Here is a 17562-nt window from a genome sequence, read left to right on the forward strand (position 1 = left end):
CCGCCCGGCAGGCTTCAAAGGGTCACTTCACCTCAAGCGCCCAGTGCACATAGCTCTGCCACTGGAACTCCTGCTCAACCAGTTCTGCGCCAAGCGGGTGATTTTCAAGCCAGTTTTTCGGCAACGTCAGCGTCAGTTTCTCATCGTCTGCCACCAGCGTAATGTCTGGCAGCAAATCATCACGACGGCGGCTGGCAAACAGGATCGCCAGGCGTAGCAGACGACACAGATGCTCGGCCACGCGCGGCGGCACGGCGTTCTGCTGGTGAAGTGAAGAGAGATCGACGGCGTTGGTCTGGTTCAGCAGCAGGGTGGCCAGCAGCTTCTTCTGTGCGGGCGTATAGCCGGGTAAATCGAGATTTCGTACCAGCCAGGCCGCGTGCAGCGGTGCCTGCTTGTACTCCACGCTGAGACCAATTTCATGTAGCGCACAGGCGCTTAGCAACAGATCGCGGCTTAACGGTTCAATATCCCAGCTAGTTTTCACCTGATCGGCAAAAAGTGACGCCAGCTGACTTACTCTTTGCGCCTGGTCGGTATCAACAATAAAGCGTCGCTGAACGTTACGCAGCGTACGGCTACGGATGTCCTGATCGACCGACTGGTGCAGCATTCCGTAAACCAGACCTTCACGCAGCGCACCGCCTGCCAGCGTCATACACTGGATATTCAGCTCGGTGAAAATGGCAATCAGGATGGCGAGCCCGCTTGGGAAAACCAGCGCGCGTTCGAGCGTCAGCCCCTCAATTTCAAGCTCTTCCAGGCGTCCACACTGGATGGCGCGCTGTTTAAGCTGCTGGAGCTTGGTAAGGGTGATCCGCTCGTCCATGCCCTGCGCCATCATGATTTCCTGCAACGCCTGAACGGTGCCGGAAGCCCCGACGCAGACTTTCCAGCCGTGATAGCGCAACTCATCCATGACCGGGCGCAGGACTTCACGCGCCGCGTTTTCCGCCTCGTCGAAATTCTCTTTGGCAAGGTTTCGATCGGTAAAGTAGCGTTCCAGCCAGGTCACACAGCCCATCGACAGGCTAAAGAGCGAGGTCGCCTGTGCGCCTGTGCCCGTGACCAGTTCGGTACTGGCGCCACCGATGTCCACCACCAGACGGCGATCGTCGCCACCGGTCGTGTGCGCCACGCCCTGATAAATCAGACGCGCTTCTTCTTCACCGCTGATGACCTGCACCGGACAGCCCAGAATTTCCTGCGCTTTGGCAATGAAATCGCCAGCGTTAACCGCCAGACGAAGGGTCGCCGTGGCAACAACGCGAATTTGACTGAGCGGGATATCCTGCAAACGTTCTGCAAACAGACGCAGGCACTGCCAGCCACGTTCCATGGCTTCAGGGGAGAGGTGGTTGTCGCTGCTCAGGCCCGCCGCGAGGCGGACCTTGCGCTTAATGCGCGTCAGCGTTTGTATGCTTCCCGCCACCTCGCGCACAACCAGCATATGAAAACTGTTGGAGCCGAGATCTATTGCCGCATAGAGCGAGGTGGAGCTGAGCATATTTTCTTAACCTGAACGACGACGGTTACGTGGTGCGCCGCCGGAACGACGCGGACCATTGCCGGGGCGTGGGCGGGTAAGGCGCTTAGGCGGCGGCAGTTCGCTTAACAGCGCGTCCGGATTGTATTTGCTCTGTGGAATAGAGTGACCGATGTAGGTCTCAATGGCCGGAAGATTCAGCGCATACTCTTCACACGCCAGGCTGATGGAGTGGCCGCTTGCGCCGGCACGACCGGTACGACCGATACGGTGTACATAGTCTTCACAGTCATCTGGCAGATCGTAGTTAAAGACGTGCGTCACGGCTGGAATGTGCAGGCCACGGGCCGCCACGTCGGTCGCGACCAGAATATCAAGATCGCCACGGGTAAATTCGTCAAGAATGCGCAGGCGTTTTTTCTGCGCCACGTCGCCGGTCAGGAGACCTACGCGGTGACCATCTGCCGCCAGGTGGCCCCAGATATCTTCACAGCGATGTTTGGTGTTCGCAAAGATGATCGCGCGATCCGGCCACTCTTCTTCGATCAGCGTTTGCAGCAGGCGCATTTTCTCTTCATTAGAGGGATAGAAGAGCTCTTCTTTAATGCGGTGCCCGGTTTTCTGCTCCGGTTCCACTTCCACATACTCGGCGTTGTTCATCTGCTCGAAGGCGAGTTCACGCACGCGGTATGACAGGGTTGCGGAGAACAGCATGTTCAGACGCTGGTTTGCGGCAGGCATACGACGGAACAGCCAGCGGATATCTTTAATGAAGCCCAGATCGTACATGCGGTCTGCTTCATCAAGCACGACAACCTGGATTGCGCCGAGGTTGATATGGTTCTGTTTGGCGTAGTCGATAAGACGGCCAGTGGTTCCAATCAGGATATCCACGCCGCTTTCCAGCACTTTCAGCTGTTTATCGTAGCCGTCGCCGCCATAGGCCAGGCCAAGCTTCAGGCCGGTGGCTTGCGCCAGTGGCTCAGCGTCTGCGTGGATCTGTACCGCCAGTTCTCGCGTCGGGGCCATAATTAGCGCGCGCGGCTGGTTAACTTTGCGGTCTGCAATCGCTGGGTGAGAAAGTAAATAATGAAACGTTGACGTTAAAAACGCCATCGTTTTGCCAGTACCGGTTTGCGCCTGCCCTGCAACGTCGCGACCGGCCAGCGTCAGCGGCAGGGCGAGAGCCTGAATGGGCGTGCAGTTATGAAACCCTTTAGTTTCAAGGGCTTCGATCACCTTTGGGTGCAGGGCGAAGTCGGAAAACTTCTGTTCTGTTAAATGTGTTTTGCTCATAGTGTGGTAGAATATCAGCTTACTATTGCTTTACGAAAGCGTATCCGGTGAAATAAAGTCAACCTTTAGTTGGTTAATGCGACATCAACACGTCGTTGGTGGTGACAAAACCAACGTACCAGGCTTATTCCTGTGGAGTTATATATGAGCGATAAAATTATTCACCTGACTGACGACAGTTTTGACACGGACGTACTTAAAGCTGACGGGCTGATCCTCGTTGATTTCTGGGCTGAATGGTGTGGTCCTTGCAAAATGATCGCTCCGATTCTGGATGAAATCGCTGACGAATATCAGGGCAAACTGACCGTTGCCAAGCTGAACATCGACCAGAACCCGGGCACCGCGCCAAAATACGGTATCCGTGGCATTCCGACCCTGCTGCTGTTCAAAAACGGTGACGTGGCGGCGACCAAAGTGGGCGCACTGTCCAAGGGTCAACTGAAAGAGTTCCTGGACGCTAATCTGGCGTAAGGTTTCTCAGCTGAGCGTTCAGAGCGCCTAATTAATGGCGAGCTCTGGACGCCCGGCTTTAGTCGTGCTAAGTTAGCTATGACTACGTTTTAAACATATCTTGTTGTTTGAATCTTGTTTTACCCGATACTTCCCGTTGTTAATGTAAACAGTGCGTGAAGTTGCTAGATTCCGGGCTTGTCACTCAATCCGTCTTGTCGTTTCAGTTCTGCGTTCTTTCCCTGTGACCAGACAGCGAACAGACATGAGGTGATGGCCGCTAAACAGGCATGGATGACCCTGCCATACCATTCACAACATTAAGTTCGAGAATCACCCCGAGTTTAAGAACCCACACCATTATGAATCTTACCGAATTAAAGAATACGCCGGTTTCTGAGCTGATCACTCTCGGCGAAAATATGGGACTGGAAAACCAGGCTCGTATGCGCAAGCAGGACATCATTTTCGCCATCCTGAAGCAGCACGCTAAGAGTGGCGAAGATATCTTTGGCGACGGTGTGCTGGAGATACTGCAAGACGGATTTGGTTTCCTCCGCTCCGCAGACAGCTCCTACCTCGCCGGCCCTGACGACATCTACGTATCCCCTAGCCAAATCCGCCGTTTCAACCTCCGCACTGGTGACACCATTTCAGGTAAGATTCGTCCTCCTAAAGAGGGTGAACGCTACTTTGCGCTGTTGAAGGTTAACGAAGTTAACTACGACAAACCGGAAAACTCCCGCAATAAGATCCTGTTCGAGAACTTAACGCCGCTGCACGCGAACTCTCGCCTGCGCATGGAGCGTGGTAACGGGTCTACTGAAGACTTAACCGCTCGTGTGCTGGATCTGGCATCGCCAATTGGTCGTGGTCAGCGTGGTCTGATTGTGGCACCGCCAAAAGCCGGTAAAACCATGCTGCTGCAAAACATTGCGCAGAGCATTGCTTACAACCATCCAGACTGTGTGCTGATGGTGCTGCTGATTGACGAACGTCCGGAAGAAGTGACCGAGATGCAGCGTCTGGTGAAAGGTGAAGTGGTTGCGTCTACCTTCGACGAACCGGCTTCTCGCCACGTTCAGGTTGCGGAAATGGTTATCGAGAAGGCGAAACGCCTGGTTGAACACAAAAAAGACGTGATCATCCTGCTCGACTCCATTACCCGTCTGGCACGTGCCTACAACACCGTGGTGCCGGCTTCCGGTAAAGTACTGACCGGTGGTGTGGACGCCAACGCCCTGCACCGTCCGAAGCGTTTCTTCGGTGCGGCGCGTAACGTGGAAGAGGGCGGTAGCCTGACCATTATCGCGACGGCGCTGATCGATACCGGCTCCAAAATGGACGAAGTTATCTACGAAGAGTTTAAAGGTACAGGCAACATGGAACTGCACCTTTCTCGTAAGATCGCAGAGAAACGCGTCTTCCCGGCCATCGACTACAACCGTTCCGGTACCCGTAAAGAAGAGCTGCTTACCACTCAGGAAGAGCTCCAGAAAATGTGGATCCTGCGCAAAATCATCCATCCAATGGGCGAAATCGACGCAATGGAATTCCTCATTAACAAACTGGCGATGACCAAAACGAACGACGATTTCTTCGACATGATGAAACGCTCGTAACGCAAATAATCCCAGTAAACGCCACGTTTTTACGTGGCGTTTTTTATTTATGGACTATACGCTATTACCACACACTCCCAATTTAGACCTGTCGGTGCGACAATAAGAAGGTTTGCACAGTCAAAGAAATAATTGATTGAAAAACATACAAAGGGAGTTGTGAGAAGCCATCTTTAATCCTTCTGAGGCAGGGGCTTCATGGTTATACTTCCGGGACTAACATTTGTTGAGAGCAATCCATTGTGAATCTACTCACTGCAGTAACTGAGCTGATCAGTATTTTTTTATTCACAACCTGTTTTTTGTTCATTGCGCGCAAGGTAGCAAAAAGAATTGGGTTAGTGGACAAACCGAACTTCCGTAAACGTCATCAGGGGCTTATTCCACTGGTGGGCGGCATTTCGGTATACGCAGGCATCTGTTTCACATTCGGGATCGCGGATTACTATATCCCCCATGCCGCACTCTATCTGGCGTGTGCCGGTGTGCTGGTACTGGTCGGCGCCCTTGACGACCGTTTTGATATCAGCGTGAAGTTTCGCGCGACGGTACAGGCGGCTATCGGCATCATTATGATGGTGGTGGGCGGTCTCTATCTCAGAAGTCTGGGCTACGTGTTTGGTCCCTGGGAGCTGGTGCTTGGGCCATTCGGCTTCTTCCTGACGCTGTTTGCCGTTTGGGCGGCCATCAACGCCTTTAACATGGTTGACGGTATAGACGGCCTGCTCGGTGGGCTGTCCTCTGTTTCATTTGGCGCTATCGGCATCATTTTATGGTTTGACGGCCAGTACAGCCTGTCAATGTGGTGCTTTGCCATGATTGCCGCCATCCTGCCTTATATCTGCCTGAACCTGGGTGTGTTAGGGCGTCGCTATAAAGTGTTTATGGGCGATGCGGGCAGTACCCTGATTGGCTTTACGGTGATCTGGGTCCTGCTGGAGACCACCCAGGGCAAAACTCACCCGATAAGTCCGGTAACGGCTCTGTGGATTATCGCCATCCCGCTGATGGACATGGTCGCCATTATGTACCGCCGTCTGCGTAAAGGGATGAGCCCGTTCTCTCCCGATCGCCAGCATATTCATCATCTGATTATGCGTGCTGGCTTCACGTCTCGTCAGGCATTTGTGCTGATTACGCTTGCGGCTGCTATTCTGGCTGCGATTGGCGTTGCCGCGGAATACGCACATTTCATTCCTGAATGGGTAATGTTGGTATTATTCTTGCTAGCATTTTTCATGTACGGTTACTGCATTAAGCGTGCATGGAAAGTCGCGCGTTTTATTAAACGTTTAAAACGCAGGATGCGTCGGAACAGTGGCAAAAACACAACATTAACTAAGTAAAACCGGGACTATGATGACTCAACCGTTGGCGGGAGCGAAATCAGTGGGCACTGAGAACGAGCTGGATATTCGTGGTTTGTTTCGAGTGTTATGGCAAGGCAAACTGTGGATTGTGGGTATTGCATTGGGGTTCGCACTGTTAGCGCTTGCCTACACCTTCTTTGCAAAACAAGAGTGGAGCGCCACGGCAATTACAGACCGACCAACGGTGAATATGCTTGGAGGCTACTACTCCCAGCAGCAATTCCTGCGTAATCTTGATATCAAGGCCAATCTGGCGACCCCGGATCAGGCCTCGGTGATGGATGAATCCTACAAAGAGTTTGTGATGCAGCTGGCGTCGTGGGATACACGTCGCGATTTCTGGTCCCAGACGGACTACTACAAGCAGCGCATGGTCGGGAACAGCAAAGCGGATGCCGCGCTGCTGGATGATTTAATTAATAACATTCAGTTTATGCCTGGCGATATGCTCCGTAATGTTAGCGACAGCGTGAAGCTGATTGCGGAAACGGCGCCGGACGCCAATAACCTGCTGCGTCAGTACGTTGCTTTTGCCAGCCAGCGCGCAGCAAGCCATCTGAATGACGAGCTGAAAGGCGCCTGGGCGGCACGTACAATCCAGATGAAGGCGCAGGTAAAACGTCAGGAAGAGGTCGCAAAGGCCATCTTCGCGCGACGCGTGCATAATATTGAGCAGGCGCTGAAGATTGCTGAACAGCACAATATTTCCCGTAGCGAAACGGATGTTCCGGCTGACGAACTCCCGGATTCAGAAATGTTCCTCCTGGGTCGCCCAATGCTTCAGGCACGTCTGGAAAATATCCAGGCGGTTGGCCCTGACTTTGACCTTGATTACGACCAAAACCGCGCCATGCTCAATACGCTCAACGTCGGTCCAACGCTGGACCCGCGTTTTCAGACCTATCGTTATTTGAGAACGCCTGAAGAGCCTGTAAAACGCGATAGTCCGCGTCGCGCCTTCCTGATGATCATGTGGGGGATTGTGGGCGCACTGACTGGCGCTGGCGTAGCGTTATTGCGTCGCCGCACAAACTAAGAACGCCGTCTACGATGAAGGCTGCGGCCTTCATCGTCTAATCGAAGAGAATCGATGTGAAAGTACTAACCGTATTTGGCACCAGGCCGGAGGCCATCAAGATGGCACCTCTGGTTCATGCGCTGGCCAGAGATCCTGACATTGAAGCGAAGGTGTGCGTAACTGCCCAGCACCGTGAGATGCTCGATCAGGTCTTAACCCTCTTTTCTATCGTCCCGGATTACGATCTCAATATAATGAAACCGGGACAGGGATTGACGGAAATTACCTGCCGTATTCTGCAAGAGTTAAAGCCTATTCTGGAGTCGTTCAGGCCTGATGTGGTCCTGGTGCATGGCGACACCACCACCACCGTGGCGACCAGCCTGGCCGCGTTCTATCAGCGTATCCCTGTGGGCCATGTCGAAGCGGGACTGCGTACCGGCAATCTCTATTCTCCCTGGCCGGAAGAGGCCAACCGTACCCTCACCGGCCACCTGGCGATGTATCATTTTGCGCCTACCGAGAACTCACGTCAGAACCTGCTGCGAGAAAATATCAGCGACAGCAAAGTTTTCGTCACCGGCAATACCGTTATTGATGCGCTGATTTGGGTGCGTGACCGCGTGCTGGCTAACGGCGAACTTCAGGCAGAACTCGCTGCGCGCTATCCGTTCCTGAATAACGGCAAGAAAACGATCCTGGTGACGGGCCACCGTCGCGAAAGTTTTGGCCGTGGCTTTGAGCAAATCTGCCACGCGCTGGCTGAAATAGCCGCGCAGAATGAGGATGTGCAGATTGTCTATCCGGTACACCTCAACCCTAACGTCAGCGAACCGGTCAACCGTATCCTCGGCCACGTGGAAAACGTGCTCCTGATTGAGCCGCAGGACTATATGCCGTTTGTCTGGCTGATGAACCACGCCTGGCTGATCCTGACCGATTCTGGCGGCATTCAGGAAGAAGCGCCTTCTCTTGGCAAGCCGGTACTGGTGATGCGCGAAACCACCGAACGTCCGGAAGCGGTAACTGCCGGGACCGTCCGTCTGGTCGGAACGGATCCGCGTCGTATTGTCGAAGAGGTCACGCGCTTACTGCATGACGATGAAGAGTATCAGGCAATGAGCCGCGCCCATAACCCGTACGGGGACGGGCAGGCTTGTGGCCGTATTTTGCACGCACTTAAACACAATCGGGTAACGCTATGAGTTTTACTACCATCTCTGTTGTTGGTCTTGGCTATATCGGACTGCCTACTGCGGCGGCCTTTGCCTCTCGTCAAAAGCAGGTTGTTGGCGTAGATATCAACGCGCACGCGGTGGAAACCATCAACCGTGGCGAAATTCATATCGTGGAGCCTGACCTCGATCGCGTGGTGAAAAAAGCGGTGGACGGCGGCTTCCTGCGCGCCAGTACGACGCCGGTAGAAGCCGACGCGTACCTGATTGCGGTACCAACCCCTTTTAAAGGCGATCATGAGCCTGACATGGTTTACGTCGAGGCGGCGGCAAAATCCATTGCGCCGGTGCTGAAGAAAGGGGCGCTGGTTATCCTTGAGTCCACTTCACCTGTTGGGGCCACCGAGCAGATGGCCCAGTGGCTGGCCGAGGCGCGCCCCGATCTCAGCTTCCCGCAGCAGGCGGGCGAGCAGGCTGATATCAATATCGCCTACTGCCCTGAGCGCGTGCTGCCGGGCCAGGTAATGGTTGAGCTGATTAAAAATGACCGCGTGATTGGCGGCATGACCCCGGTCTGCTCCGCGCGCGCCAGCGAGTTATATAAGATTTTCCTTGAAGGCGAATGCGTGGTGACCAACTCCCGCACCGCCGAAATGTGCAAGCTGACCGAAAACAGCTTCCGCGACGTCAACATCGCGTTTGCGAATGAACTGTCGTTGATTTGCGCCGATCAGGGAATTAACGTCTGGGAACTGATCCGCCTTGCCAACCGTCACCCGCGCGTAAACATTCTTCAGCCGGGGCCGGGCGTGGGTGGACACTGTATCGCGGTCGATCCGTGGTTTATCGTGGCACAAAACCCGCAACAGGCACGCCTGATTCGCACCGCGCGCGAAGTGAATGACCACAAACCGCACTGGGTGATCAACCAGGTGAAAGCCACGGTCGCGGATTGCCTGGCCGACAGCGGCAAACGCGCCAGCGAGCTGAAAATCGCCTGCTTTGGTCTGGCATTCAAACCGAATATTGACGATCTGCGCGAAAGCCCGGCGATGGAAATTGCCGGGATGATCGCTGACTGGCACAGCGGTGAAACGCTGGTGGTTGAGCCGAATATTCATGCGTTGCCGGCAAAGCTTGCCGGTCACTGCACCCTTACCGCACTGGATGACGCGCTGGCGACGGCGGATGTGCTGGTACTGCTGGTAGATCACAATGCGTTTAAAGCGGTCTCCGGTGATGCCGTACGTCAGCAGTATGTTGTTGATACTAAAGGCGTGTGGCGTTGAGTATCCTCAACGGCGTGCTGGAGCCCCTTGAGTGGGAAAGCACATTCTTTGCGCGCCCCTCAGCGATAGTGCGTCTGCGCGAAAATGCCCCTGCGTTGCGGGAAGCCGACTTCGGCGCCTGGTCGCGCGTGCAGGCTAAGATCCCGGCAGACCGGGCCGATATGCTGGACGCGCTTCAGCAGCACGGATTCCGGCTGGTTGAGGGTGAGGTTGATCTCTCTATTACCGTGGCCCGCCACGACTCACCGGGCGCGGAAATTGCATCAGAGCAGGATATTCCCGCGCTGCGCAACATGGCGGCGCTGGCATTCGCTCAGAGCCGTTTCCGGGCGCCCTGGTATACGCCCGATGACAGCGGCCGTTTTTATGCCCAGTGGATTGAGAATGCGGTAAAGGGCACGTTTGACCACGTCTGTCTGGTGTTTCGTGCGCCGGAAGGTCCGATTGAAGGTTTTGTTTCGCTTCGCAGGCTCAACGAGCACGAGGCGCGCATCGGTTTATTAGCCGGACGCGGCATGGGCGAAAAACTCATGCAGGCGGCGCTGCACTGGGCGGAGCAACAGCGAGTATCAACGCTGCGGGTCGCGACCCAGATGGGCAACACCGCTGCGCTTAAACGTTATATTGCGAGTGGTGCCAGCATCGACGCCACCGCCTACTGGTTATACAGGTGACAAGATGATTCCATTTAACGCGCCTCCGGTCGTGGGCACTGAACTTGATTATATGCAGTCTGCTATGGGCAGCGGCAAGCTCTGTGGCGACGGCGGGTTCACCCGTCGCTGCCAGCAGTGGATGGAGCAACGCTTCCACAGTGCCAAAGTTCTGCTGACGCCGTCCTGTACCGCATCGCTCGAGATGGCGGCGCTGCTGCTGGATATCCAGCCCGGCGATGAGGTGATCATGCCGAGCTACACCTTCGTCTCCACGGCGAACGCCTTTGTCCTGCGCGGGGCGAAAATCGTGTTTGTGGATATCCGCCCGGATACCATGAACATTGACGAAACGTTGATTGAAGCGGCGATCACCGACAAAACGCGGGCGATCGTGCCGGTGCATTATGCGGGCGTGGCCTGCGAAATGGACACCATCATGGCCATCGCCAAAAAGCACAACCTGTTCGTGGTGGAAGACGCCGCGCAGGGCGTGATGTCCACCTACAAAGGACGCGCGCTGGGCACCATCGGTCATATCGGCTGCTTTAGCTTCCACGAAACCAAAAACTACACCGCAGGCGGTGAGGGCGGCGCGACGCTGATTAACGATCGCGCTCTGGTAGAGCGTGCGGAAGTGATCCGTGAGAAAGGGACCAACCGCAGCCAGTTCTTCCGCGGCCAGGTGGATAAGTACACCTGGCGTGATATCGGCTCAAGCTACCTGATGGCGGATTTGCAGGCCGCATACCTCTGGGCGCAGCTGGAAGCGGCAGAGCGAATCAATCTGCACCGCCTCTCCCTGTGGCAAACCTACTACGACGCGCTGGCGCCGCTGGCTAAGGCAGGGCGTATTGAGCTGCCGACCGTACCGGCCGACTGCGTCCACAACGCCCACATGTTCTACATCAAGCTGCGCGATAACGACGATCGCAGCAAGCTGATTGCCTGGCTGAAAGAAGCGGAAATTATGGCGGTATTCCACTATATTCCGCTGCACTCCAGCCCGGCGGGAGAAGCCTTCGGCGCGTTTGCCGGTGAAGACCGCTACACCACCAAAGAGAGCGAACGTCTGCTTCGTCTGCCCCTGTTCTACAACCTCGCGCCGGTGAACCAGCGGACGGTGATCAATTCGCTTCTGAGTTATTTCGCCTGATATGTCTCTGGCAAAAGCGTCGGTGTGGACGGCAGCGTCCACGCTTGTAAAAATTGGCGCCGGGTTACTGGTCGTCAAGCTGCTGGCCGTCTCATTTGGTCCGTCAGGCGTTGGGCTGGCCGGGAATTTCCGCCAGCTGGTCACGGTGCTTGGCGTGCTGGCGGGGGCCGGGATATTCAATGGCGTCACCAAATACGTAGCGCAGCATCATGACGATGCCGGAAAGCTCCGCACGGTGGTGGGGACTTCTTCTACAATGGTGCTGGGCTTCTCTACGCTGCTGGCCGTCGTCTTTTTGCTGGCGGCGGCACCCATCAGCCAGGGGCTGTTCGGACATACGCACTATCAGGGGCTGGTACGCCTGGTGGCGCTGGTGCAGATGGGCATCGCCTGGGCGAACCTGTTGCTGGCGCTGATGAAAGGCTTCCGTGATGCCGCCGGGAATGCACTGGCGCTGATCTTCGGCAGCGTCATCGGCGTTATCGCCTACTACTTTTGCTATCGGCTGGGCGGCTATGAAGGCGCACTGCTGGGGCTGGCGCTTGTGCCTGCCCTGGTTGTCATCCCGGCGGCGTTTATGCTGATGCGCAGAGGCGATGTCCCGCTGAGTTACCTGAAACCGCAGTGGGACAAGTTACTGGCAGGCCAGCTGGCGAAATTTACGCTGATGGCCCTCATCACTTCCGTCACCATTCCGGTAGCCTACGTGATGATGCGAAACCTGCTGGCGGCGCATTACAGCTGGGAAGAAGTGGGGATTTGGCAGGGCGTGAGCAGCATTTCCGATGCCTACCTCCAATTTATTACGGCTTCCTTTAGCGTCTATTTGCTGCCAACCTTATCGCGCCTGACGTCCAGGCAGGATATTACCCGCGAGATTTTTCGCTCCCTGCGTTTTGTGTTGCCGGCTGTTGCGGTCGCCAGCTTTACCGTCTGGTTGCTGCGTGACTTCGCCATCTGGCTGCTGTTCTCGGCGAAGTTTACCGCCATGCGCGATCTGTTTGCCTGGCAGCTGGTCGGCGATGTGCTGAAAGTGGGGGCGTACGTTTTCGGCTATCTGGTGATTGCGAAGGCCTCGCTGCGGCTGTATATCCTGGCAGAGATTAGCCAGTTTGCGCTGCTGACGGCATTTTCTCACTGGCTGATCCCTACCCATGGAGCGCTGGGGGCGGCTCAGGCCTATATGGCAACCTATATCGTTTATTTCGCTGCCTGTTGCGGCGTATTTTTACTTTGGCGTAAACGCGCATGACTGCACTGATACACATTCTGGGATCGGACATCCCGCATCATAACCAGACCGTTCTGCGGTTTTTCAACGATGAGCTGGCATCCGGCACGCCCGACGCGCGCGAGTTTATGGTTGTTGGAAAAGAGAATGGCCTGAGCGCGGCCTGTCCGGCACTGAACATAACTTTCTGGCCAGACAAAGCGGCCCTGACCAAAGCCGTTGTCGCGAAAGCCAAAGCGGATCGAAGCCAGCGTTTCTTCTTCCACGGGCAGTTCAATACCGGCCTGTGGCTGGCGTTGTTGAGCGGCGGGATCAAACCCTCCCAGTTCAGCTGGCATATCTGGGGAGCGGATCTCTATGAAGTCTCCCACGGCTGGAAATTCCGCCTGTTCTACCCGCTGCGCCGTCTGGCGCAGGCGCGCGTGGGCTGCGTTTTTGCCACCCGCGGCGATCTCACCTATTTTGCTAAACAGCATCCGAAGGTGCGCGGCGAGCTGCTCTATTTCCCGACCCGCATGGATCCGGCGCTGAACACGATGGGGAATGACGCGGTTCGTGAGGGCAAGCTGACCATCCTGGTGGGGAATTCCGGCGATCGCAGCAACGAGCATGTCGCGGCGCTCCGGGCTGTGCATCAGCAGTTTGGCGACACGGTGAACGTGGTGGTGCCGATGGGCTATCCCGCCAATAACGACGCCTACATTGACGAGGTCCGCCAGCAGGGGCTTGCGCTGTTTAGCGCGGACAATCTGCATATTCTCAGGGATAAGCTGGAATTTGATGACTATCTCGCGCTGCTGCGAAAATGCGATCTGGGCTATTTCATCTTTGCCCGTCAGCAGGGGATTGGCACGCTGTGTCTGCTGATTCAGGCGGGAGTACCGTGCGTGCTCAACCGCGAAAACCCGTTCTGGCAGGACATGGCCGAGCAGCACATTCCGGTGCTGTTTACCTCTGACACGCTTAATGTCGGGGTAGTACGGGAAGCACAGCGCCAGCTCGCGCTGGTGGATAAAAATAGCATCGACTTTTTCAGCCCGAACTACCTTACGCCGTGGCACCGCGCGCTGCGTATTGCTTCAGGAGACAACGCATGAGCCAGTTGCAGTTTAGCGGCCTGCTCGTGGTCTGGCTGCTGAGCACGCTGTTTATCGCCACGCTCACCTGGTTTGAGTTCCGGCGCGTACGTTTTAACTTCAACGTCTTCTTCTCGCTGCTGTTTTTGCTGACCTTTTTCTTTGGTTTCCCGCTGACCAGCATCCTCGTGTTCCGCTTTGATGTGGGCGTCGCTCCGCCGGAAATCTTGTTGCAGGCGCTGCTCTCTGCGACCTGCTTCTACGCGGTGTACTACGTCACCTATAAAACGCGCCTGCGCGCGGCGAAAGACACCGCGCCCCGTCGCCCGCTGTTTACCATGAACCGGGTAGAGACCCATCTGACGTGGGTTATGCTGATGACCATCGCCCTGGTCAGCGTGGCGATTTTCTTCATGCATAACGGTTTTTTACTGTTTAAGTTGCAGTCCTATAGCCAGATTTTTTCTGCCGAAGTCTCCGGCGTCGCGCTCAAGCGCTTCTTCTATTTCTTCATCCCGGCGATGCTGGTGGTCTTTTTCCTGCGCCAGGACAGCAAAGCCTGGCTGTTCTTCCTGGTCAGCACCGTCGCGTTTGGCATTCTGACCTACATGATCGTCGGCGGTACTCGCGCCAACATCATTATCGCCTTCGCGATTTTCCTGTTTATCGGCATTATTCGCGGCTGGATCTCCCTGTGGATGCTGGCGGCGGCAGGCGTCTTTGGCATTGTGGGGATGTTCTGGCTGGCGCTGAAGCGCTACGGTCTTAACGTAGCCGGTGACGAAGCGTTTTATACCTTCCTGTATCTGACGCGCGATACCTTCTCGCCGTGGGAAAACCTGGCATTGCTGCTGCAAAACTACGACAAGATCGAATTCCAGGGACTGGCGCCGATTGTTCGCGATTTCTATGTCTTTATTCCGACGTGGCTGTGGCCTGACCGTCCCGGCATTGTCCTGAACACGGCGAACTATTTCACCTGGGAAGTGCTGAATAATCACTCTGGCCTGGCGATTTCCCCCACCCTGATTGGCTCGCTGGTGGTGATGGGCGGAACGTGGTTTATCCTGCCCGGCGCCATCGCGGTCGGACTGATAATAAAATGGTTCGACTGGCTGTACACGTTGGGTAACGAAGAGACCAACCGCTACAAAGCCGCTGTTTTGCACAGTTTCTGTTTCGGTGCCATTTTCAATATGATCGTTCTGGCGCGCGAGGGGCTGGATTCGTTCGTCTCGCGCGTGGTGTTCTTTATGGTTGTTTTCGGCGTCTGTCTGCTGCTGGCAAAACTCCTGTACTGGCTGTTTGACAGTGCAGGGCTTGTGCACAGACGTGAGCCACAGGGCAGCACAACGCTGTCGCAAGTCTGAGTAGGGATTATCATGACGGATAAAACTTCAGCCCCGCGTTATGCGCTGCGTGGGCTACAGCTGATTGGCTGGCGTGACATGCAGCACGCGCTGGATTTTCTGTTCGCGGACGGGCAGATGAAGTCGGGCACGCTGGTGGCCATCAACGCAGAAAAAATGCTGGCGGTTGAAGATAACGCGGAAGTGAAAAGCCTGATCGAAGCCGCGGAGTTTAAATACGCAGACGGTATTAGCGTGGTGCGTTCGATCCGGAAAAAGTTTCCTGACGCTAATGTGTCTCGCGTGGCGGGAGCCGATCTTTGGGAGCGGCTTATGGAGCGCGCAGGCGCTGAAGGCACGCCGGTATTTCTGATTGGCGGCAAGCCCGAGGTATTGGCACAGACCGAACAAAAGCTGCGTAGCCAGTGGAATGTTAACATCGTGGGCAGTCAGGATGGCTACTTCAGGCCGGAAGATCGCCAGGCGTTATATGAGCGCGTACGCGACAGCGGGGCGAAAATTGTCACCGTTGCCATGGGATCGCCGCGCCAGGAAATACTGATGCGCGATTGCCGTCTGGTCAGCCCGGATGCGCTCTATATGGGCGTTGGCGGCACCTACGACGTCTTTACCGGCCACGTTAAGCGTGCGCCGAAAGTCTGGCAAAACCTGGGCCTGGAGTGGCTGTACCGCCTGCTTTCCCAACCGACGCGCATCAAACGACAGATTCGCCTCCTGCGCTACCTCGCCTGGCACTACACCGGGAAAATGTAATCAATATGCAGCGCGATCTGCCGTTCGCGCTGCAACGCCCCCCGCAAAACTGCTGAGTTTATGTGCAATGCATTCATTTTTTTAATGCATTGTTTGCCATTTGCCAGAATTTAAGAAACCATTCGCTCCGTATTTCAGTACCCCTCAAAAATAATAACCGGCAACAAGTCGGGAAACAGCAAACACAACCGAGGAATTATGGCAGAGAAAAAACCGGAGCTTCAGCGTGGGCTGGAAGCTCGACATATTGAACTGATCGCGCTGGGCGGGACTATCGGCGTTGGCCTGTTTATGGGCTCGGCAAGCACGCTGAAGTGGGCGGGGCCTTCCGTCCTGCTGGCGTATATTATTGCCGGGCTGTTCGTCTTCTTCATCATGCGCTCAATGGGCGAAATGCTGTTCCTGGAGCCGGTGACGGGCTCTTTCGCCGTTTACGCCCACCGTTATATGAGCCCGTTCTTTGGCTATCTCACGGCCTGGTCGTACTGGTTTATGTGGATGGCCGTGGGGATTTCGGAGATCACCGCCATCGGGGTCTATGTGCAGTTCTGGTTCCCGGAGATGGCCCAGTGGATACCCGCGCTTATTGCCGTAGGGCTGGTGGCGCTGGCGAACCTTGCCGCCGTTCGTCTTTACGGCGAAATCGAGTTCTGGTTTGCGATGATCAAAGTCACCACCATTATCGTGATGATTGTCGTTGGCCTCGGGGTCATCTTCTTTGGCTTCGGTAACGGCGGGCACGCCATCGGTTTTGGTAACCTGACCGAGCACGGCGGCTTCTTTGCGGGCGGCTGGAAGGGCTTCCTGACGGCGCTCTGTATCGTGGTGGCATCTTATCAGGGCGTAGAGCTAATCGGGATCACCGCAGGTGAAGCGAAAAACCCGCAGGTGACGCTGCGTAGCGCGGTAGGCAAGGTGCTGTGGCGTATCCTGATTTTCTATGTAGGTGCCATCTTCGTTATCGTGACCATTTTCCCGTGGAACGAAATTGGCACGACCGGCAGCCCGTTTGTTTTAACCTTTGCAAAGATTGGCATCACGGCGGCGGCCGCGATTATCAACTTTGTGGTGCTGACGGCGGCGCTTTCCGGCTGTAACAGCGGAATGTACAGCTGCGGGCGCATGCTTTACGCGCTCTCGCAAAACAAACAGCTGCCGGCAGTGATGGGCAAAGTCTCCCGCGTGGGTGTCCCCGTGGCGGGCGTGGCGGTATCAATTGTCATTCTGCTGATTGGCTCTTGCCTGAACTACATCATCCCCAATCCGCAGCGCGTGTTCGTTTACGTCTACAGCGCCAGCGTGCTGCCGGGGATGGTGCCGTGGTTTGTGATTCTGATTAGCCAGCTGCGTTTTCGTCAGGCGCACAGGCAGGCGATTGCCAGCCATCCGTTCCGCTCCATTTTGTTCCCGTATGCAAACTATTTGACGATGGCGTTCCTGATTTGCGTATTAATTGGAATGTACTTTAATGAAGATACCCGCATGTCGCTGTTTGTCGGGATGATCTTCCTGGCCGCCGTGACGGCTGCCTATAAGCTTTTTGGCCTGGGTCGCCGCGGCTCCGCCCATAAAGTGGAGGAATAAGCGGCAAAATGTGCAAACCATAACCAAACG

Annotated in this window: 15 protein-coding genes; 13 read left to right on the forward strand and 2 right to left on the reverse strand. The window is 55.6% G+C overall.

Features of this window, described 5'->3' with window-relative positions:
- Window positions 1-22: 22 nt before the first annotated feature.
- A complete protein-coding gene (gene gppA / locus E0L16_RS14830) occupies window positions 23-1507 on the reverse strand; it encodes a guanosine-5'-triphosphate,3'-diphosphate diphosphatase (protein ID WP_131637246.1) in 1485 nt (494 codons plus the stop codon).
- A 6-nt stretch (window positions 1508-1513) separates the two neighbouring features.
- Window positions 1514-2782, reverse strand: a complete 1269-nt coding sequence (gene rhlB, locus E0L16_RS14835; protein ID WP_063452156.1) for an ATP-dependent RNA helicase RhlB — start codon at window positions 2780-2782, stop codon at window positions 1514-1516.
- A 144-nt stretch (window positions 2783-2926) separates the two neighbouring features.
- On the opposite strand from rhlB, the gene trxA reads away from it, so the two are divergent.
- From trxA to thrP, 13 genes are all read left to right on the forward strand, one after another.
- Window positions 2927-3256 carry a thioredoxin TrxA gene (gene trxA / locus E0L16_RS14840; RefSeq protein WP_006812392.1) on the forward strand — a complete coding sequence of 110 codons (330 nt, stop codon included), beginning with the start codon at window positions 2927-2929 and terminating at the stop codon, window positions 3254-3256.
- 341 nt (window positions 3257-3597) lie between these two features.
- Window positions 3598-4857 carry a transcription termination factor Rho gene (gene rho / locus E0L16_RS14845; protein WP_001054528.1) on the forward strand — a complete coding sequence of 420 codons (1260 nt, stop codon included), beginning with the start codon at window positions 3598-3600 and terminating at the stop codon, window positions 4855-4857.
- A 242-nt stretch (window positions 4858-5099) separates the two neighbouring features.
- A complete protein-coding gene (gene wecA, locus E0L16_RS14850) occupies window positions 5100-6203 on the forward strand; it encodes a UDP-N-acetylglucosamine--undecaprenyl-phosphate N-acetylglucosaminephosphotransferase (RefSeq protein WP_001050933.1) in 1104 nt (367 codons plus the stop codon).
- Between the two features lie 13 nt (window positions 6204-6216).
- Window positions 6217-7263, forward strand: a complete 1047-nt coding sequence (gene wzzE, locus E0L16_RS14855) for an ECA polysaccharide chain length modulation protein (RefSeq protein ID WP_063868815.1) — start codon at window positions 6217-6219, stop codon at window positions 7261-7263.
- Between the two features lie 56 nt (window positions 7264-7319).
- Complete coding sequence (wecB, locus tag E0L16_RS14860; protein ID WP_063452158.1) at window positions 7320-8450, forward strand: non-hydrolyzing UDP-N-acetylglucosamine 2-epimerase; 1131 nt, start codon at window positions 7320-7322, stop codon at window positions 8448-8450.
- Entirely contained in the window at window positions 8447-9709 is a 1263-nt protein-coding gene (gene wecC / locus E0L16_RS14865; RefSeq protein WP_131637247.1) for a UDP-N-acetyl-D-mannosamine dehydrogenase, read from the forward strand. The genes wecB and wecC overlap by 4 nt, the downstream gene beginning before the upstream one ends.
- Entirely contained in the window at window positions 9706-10383 is a 678-nt protein-coding gene (rffC, locus tag E0L16_RS14870) for a dTDP-4-amino-4,6-dideoxy-D-galactose acyltransferase (protein WP_131637248.1), read from the forward strand. The genes wecC and rffC overlap by 4 nt, the downstream gene beginning before the upstream one ends.
- Window positions 10384-10387: 4 nt before the next feature.
- Window positions 10388-11518: a dTDP-4-amino-4,6-dideoxygalactose transaminase gene (gene rffA, locus E0L16_RS14875; protein WP_063452161.1), complete on the forward strand. Its 1131-nt coding sequence runs from the start codon at window positions 10388-10390 to the stop codon at window positions 11516-11518.
- A gap of 1 nt (window position 11519) precedes the next feature.
- Entirely contained in the window at window positions 11520-12770 is a 1251-nt protein-coding gene (gene wzxE, locus E0L16_RS14880; protein WP_131637249.1) for a lipid III flippase WzxE, read from the forward strand.
- Window positions 12767-13846 carry a TDP-N-acetylfucosamine:lipid II N-acetylfucosaminyltransferase gene (locus tag E0L16_RS14885; protein WP_131637250.1) on the forward strand — a complete coding sequence of 360 codons (1080 nt, stop codon included), beginning with the start codon at window positions 12767-12769 and terminating at the stop codon, window positions 13844-13846. Before wzxE ends, E0L16_RS14885 begins: the two co-directional genes overlap by 4 nt.
- Window positions 13843-15195: an ECA oligosaccharide polymerase gene (wzyE, locus tag E0L16_RS14890; RefSeq protein ID WP_063868827.1), complete on the forward strand. Its 1353-nt coding sequence runs from the start codon at window positions 13843-13845 to the stop codon at window positions 15193-15195. Before E0L16_RS14885 ends, wzyE begins: the two co-directional genes overlap by 4 nt.
- Before the next feature lie 12 nt (window positions 15196-15207).
- Window positions 15208-15948: a lipopolysaccharide N-acetylmannosaminouronosyltransferase gene (gene wecG / locus E0L16_RS14895; RefSeq protein WP_063868829.1), complete on the forward strand. Its 741-nt coding sequence runs from the start codon at window positions 15208-15210 to the stop codon at window positions 15946-15948.
- A 198-nt stretch (window positions 15949-16146) separates the two neighbouring features.
- Entirely contained in the window at window positions 16147-17532 is a 1386-nt protein-coding gene (thrP, locus tag E0L16_RS14900) for a bifunctional threonine/serine APC transporter ThrP (RefSeq protein ID WP_063452166.1), read from the forward strand.
- Window positions 17533-17562 lie beyond the last annotated feature (30 nt).

Origin of the sequence: Enterobacter quasihormaechei (assembly GCF_004331385.1) — a bacterium.
Taxonomy (GTDB): Bacteria; Pseudomonadota; Gammaproteobacteria; order Enterobacterales; family Enterobacteriaceae; genus Enterobacter; species Enterobacter quasihormaechei.

Coding starts and splice junctions, on each gene's coding strand:
- gppA (WP_131637246.1), bottom strand. CDS start 1,507: ATGCTCAGCTCCACCTCGCTCTATGCGGCAATAGATCTCGGCTCCAAC.
- rhlB (WP_063452156.1), bottom strand. CDS start 2,782: ATGAGCAAAACACATTTAACAGAACAGAAGTTTTCCGACTTCGCCCTG.
- trxA (WP_006812392.1), top strand. CDS start 2,927: ATGAGCGATAAAATTATTCACCTGACTGACGACAGTTTTGACACGGAC.
- rho (WP_001054528.1), top strand. CDS start 3,598: ATGAATCTTACCGAATTAAAGAATACGCCGGTTTCTGAGCTGATCACT.
- wzzE (WP_063868815.1), top strand. CDS start 6,217: ATGACTCAACCGTTGGCGGGAGCGAAATCAGTGGGCACTGAGAACGAG.
- wecC (WP_131637247.1), top strand. CDS start 8,447: ATGAGTTTTACTACCATCTCTGTTGTTGGTCTTGGCTATATCGGACTG.
- rffA (WP_063452161.1), top strand. CDS start 10,388: ATGATTCCATTTAACGCGCCTCCGGTCGTGGGCACTGAACTTGATTAT.
- wzxE (WP_131637249.1), top strand. CDS start 11,520: ATGTCTCTGGCAAAAGCGTCGGTGTGGACGGCAGCGTCCACGCTTGTA.
- E0L16_RS14885 (WP_131637250.1), top strand. CDS start 12,767: ATGACTGCACTGATACACATTCTGGGATCGGACATCCCGCATCATAAC.
- wzyE (WP_063868827.1), top strand. CDS start 13,843: ATGAGCCAGTTGCAGTTTAGCGGCCTGCTCGTGGTCTGGCTGCTGAGC.
- wecG (WP_063868829.1), top strand. CDS start 15,208: ATGACGGATAAAACTTCAGCCCCGCGTTATGCGCTGCGTGGGCTACAG.
- thrP (WP_063452166.1), top strand. CDS start 16,147: ATGGCAGAGAAAAAACCGGAGCTTCAGCGTGGGCTGGAAGCTCGACAT.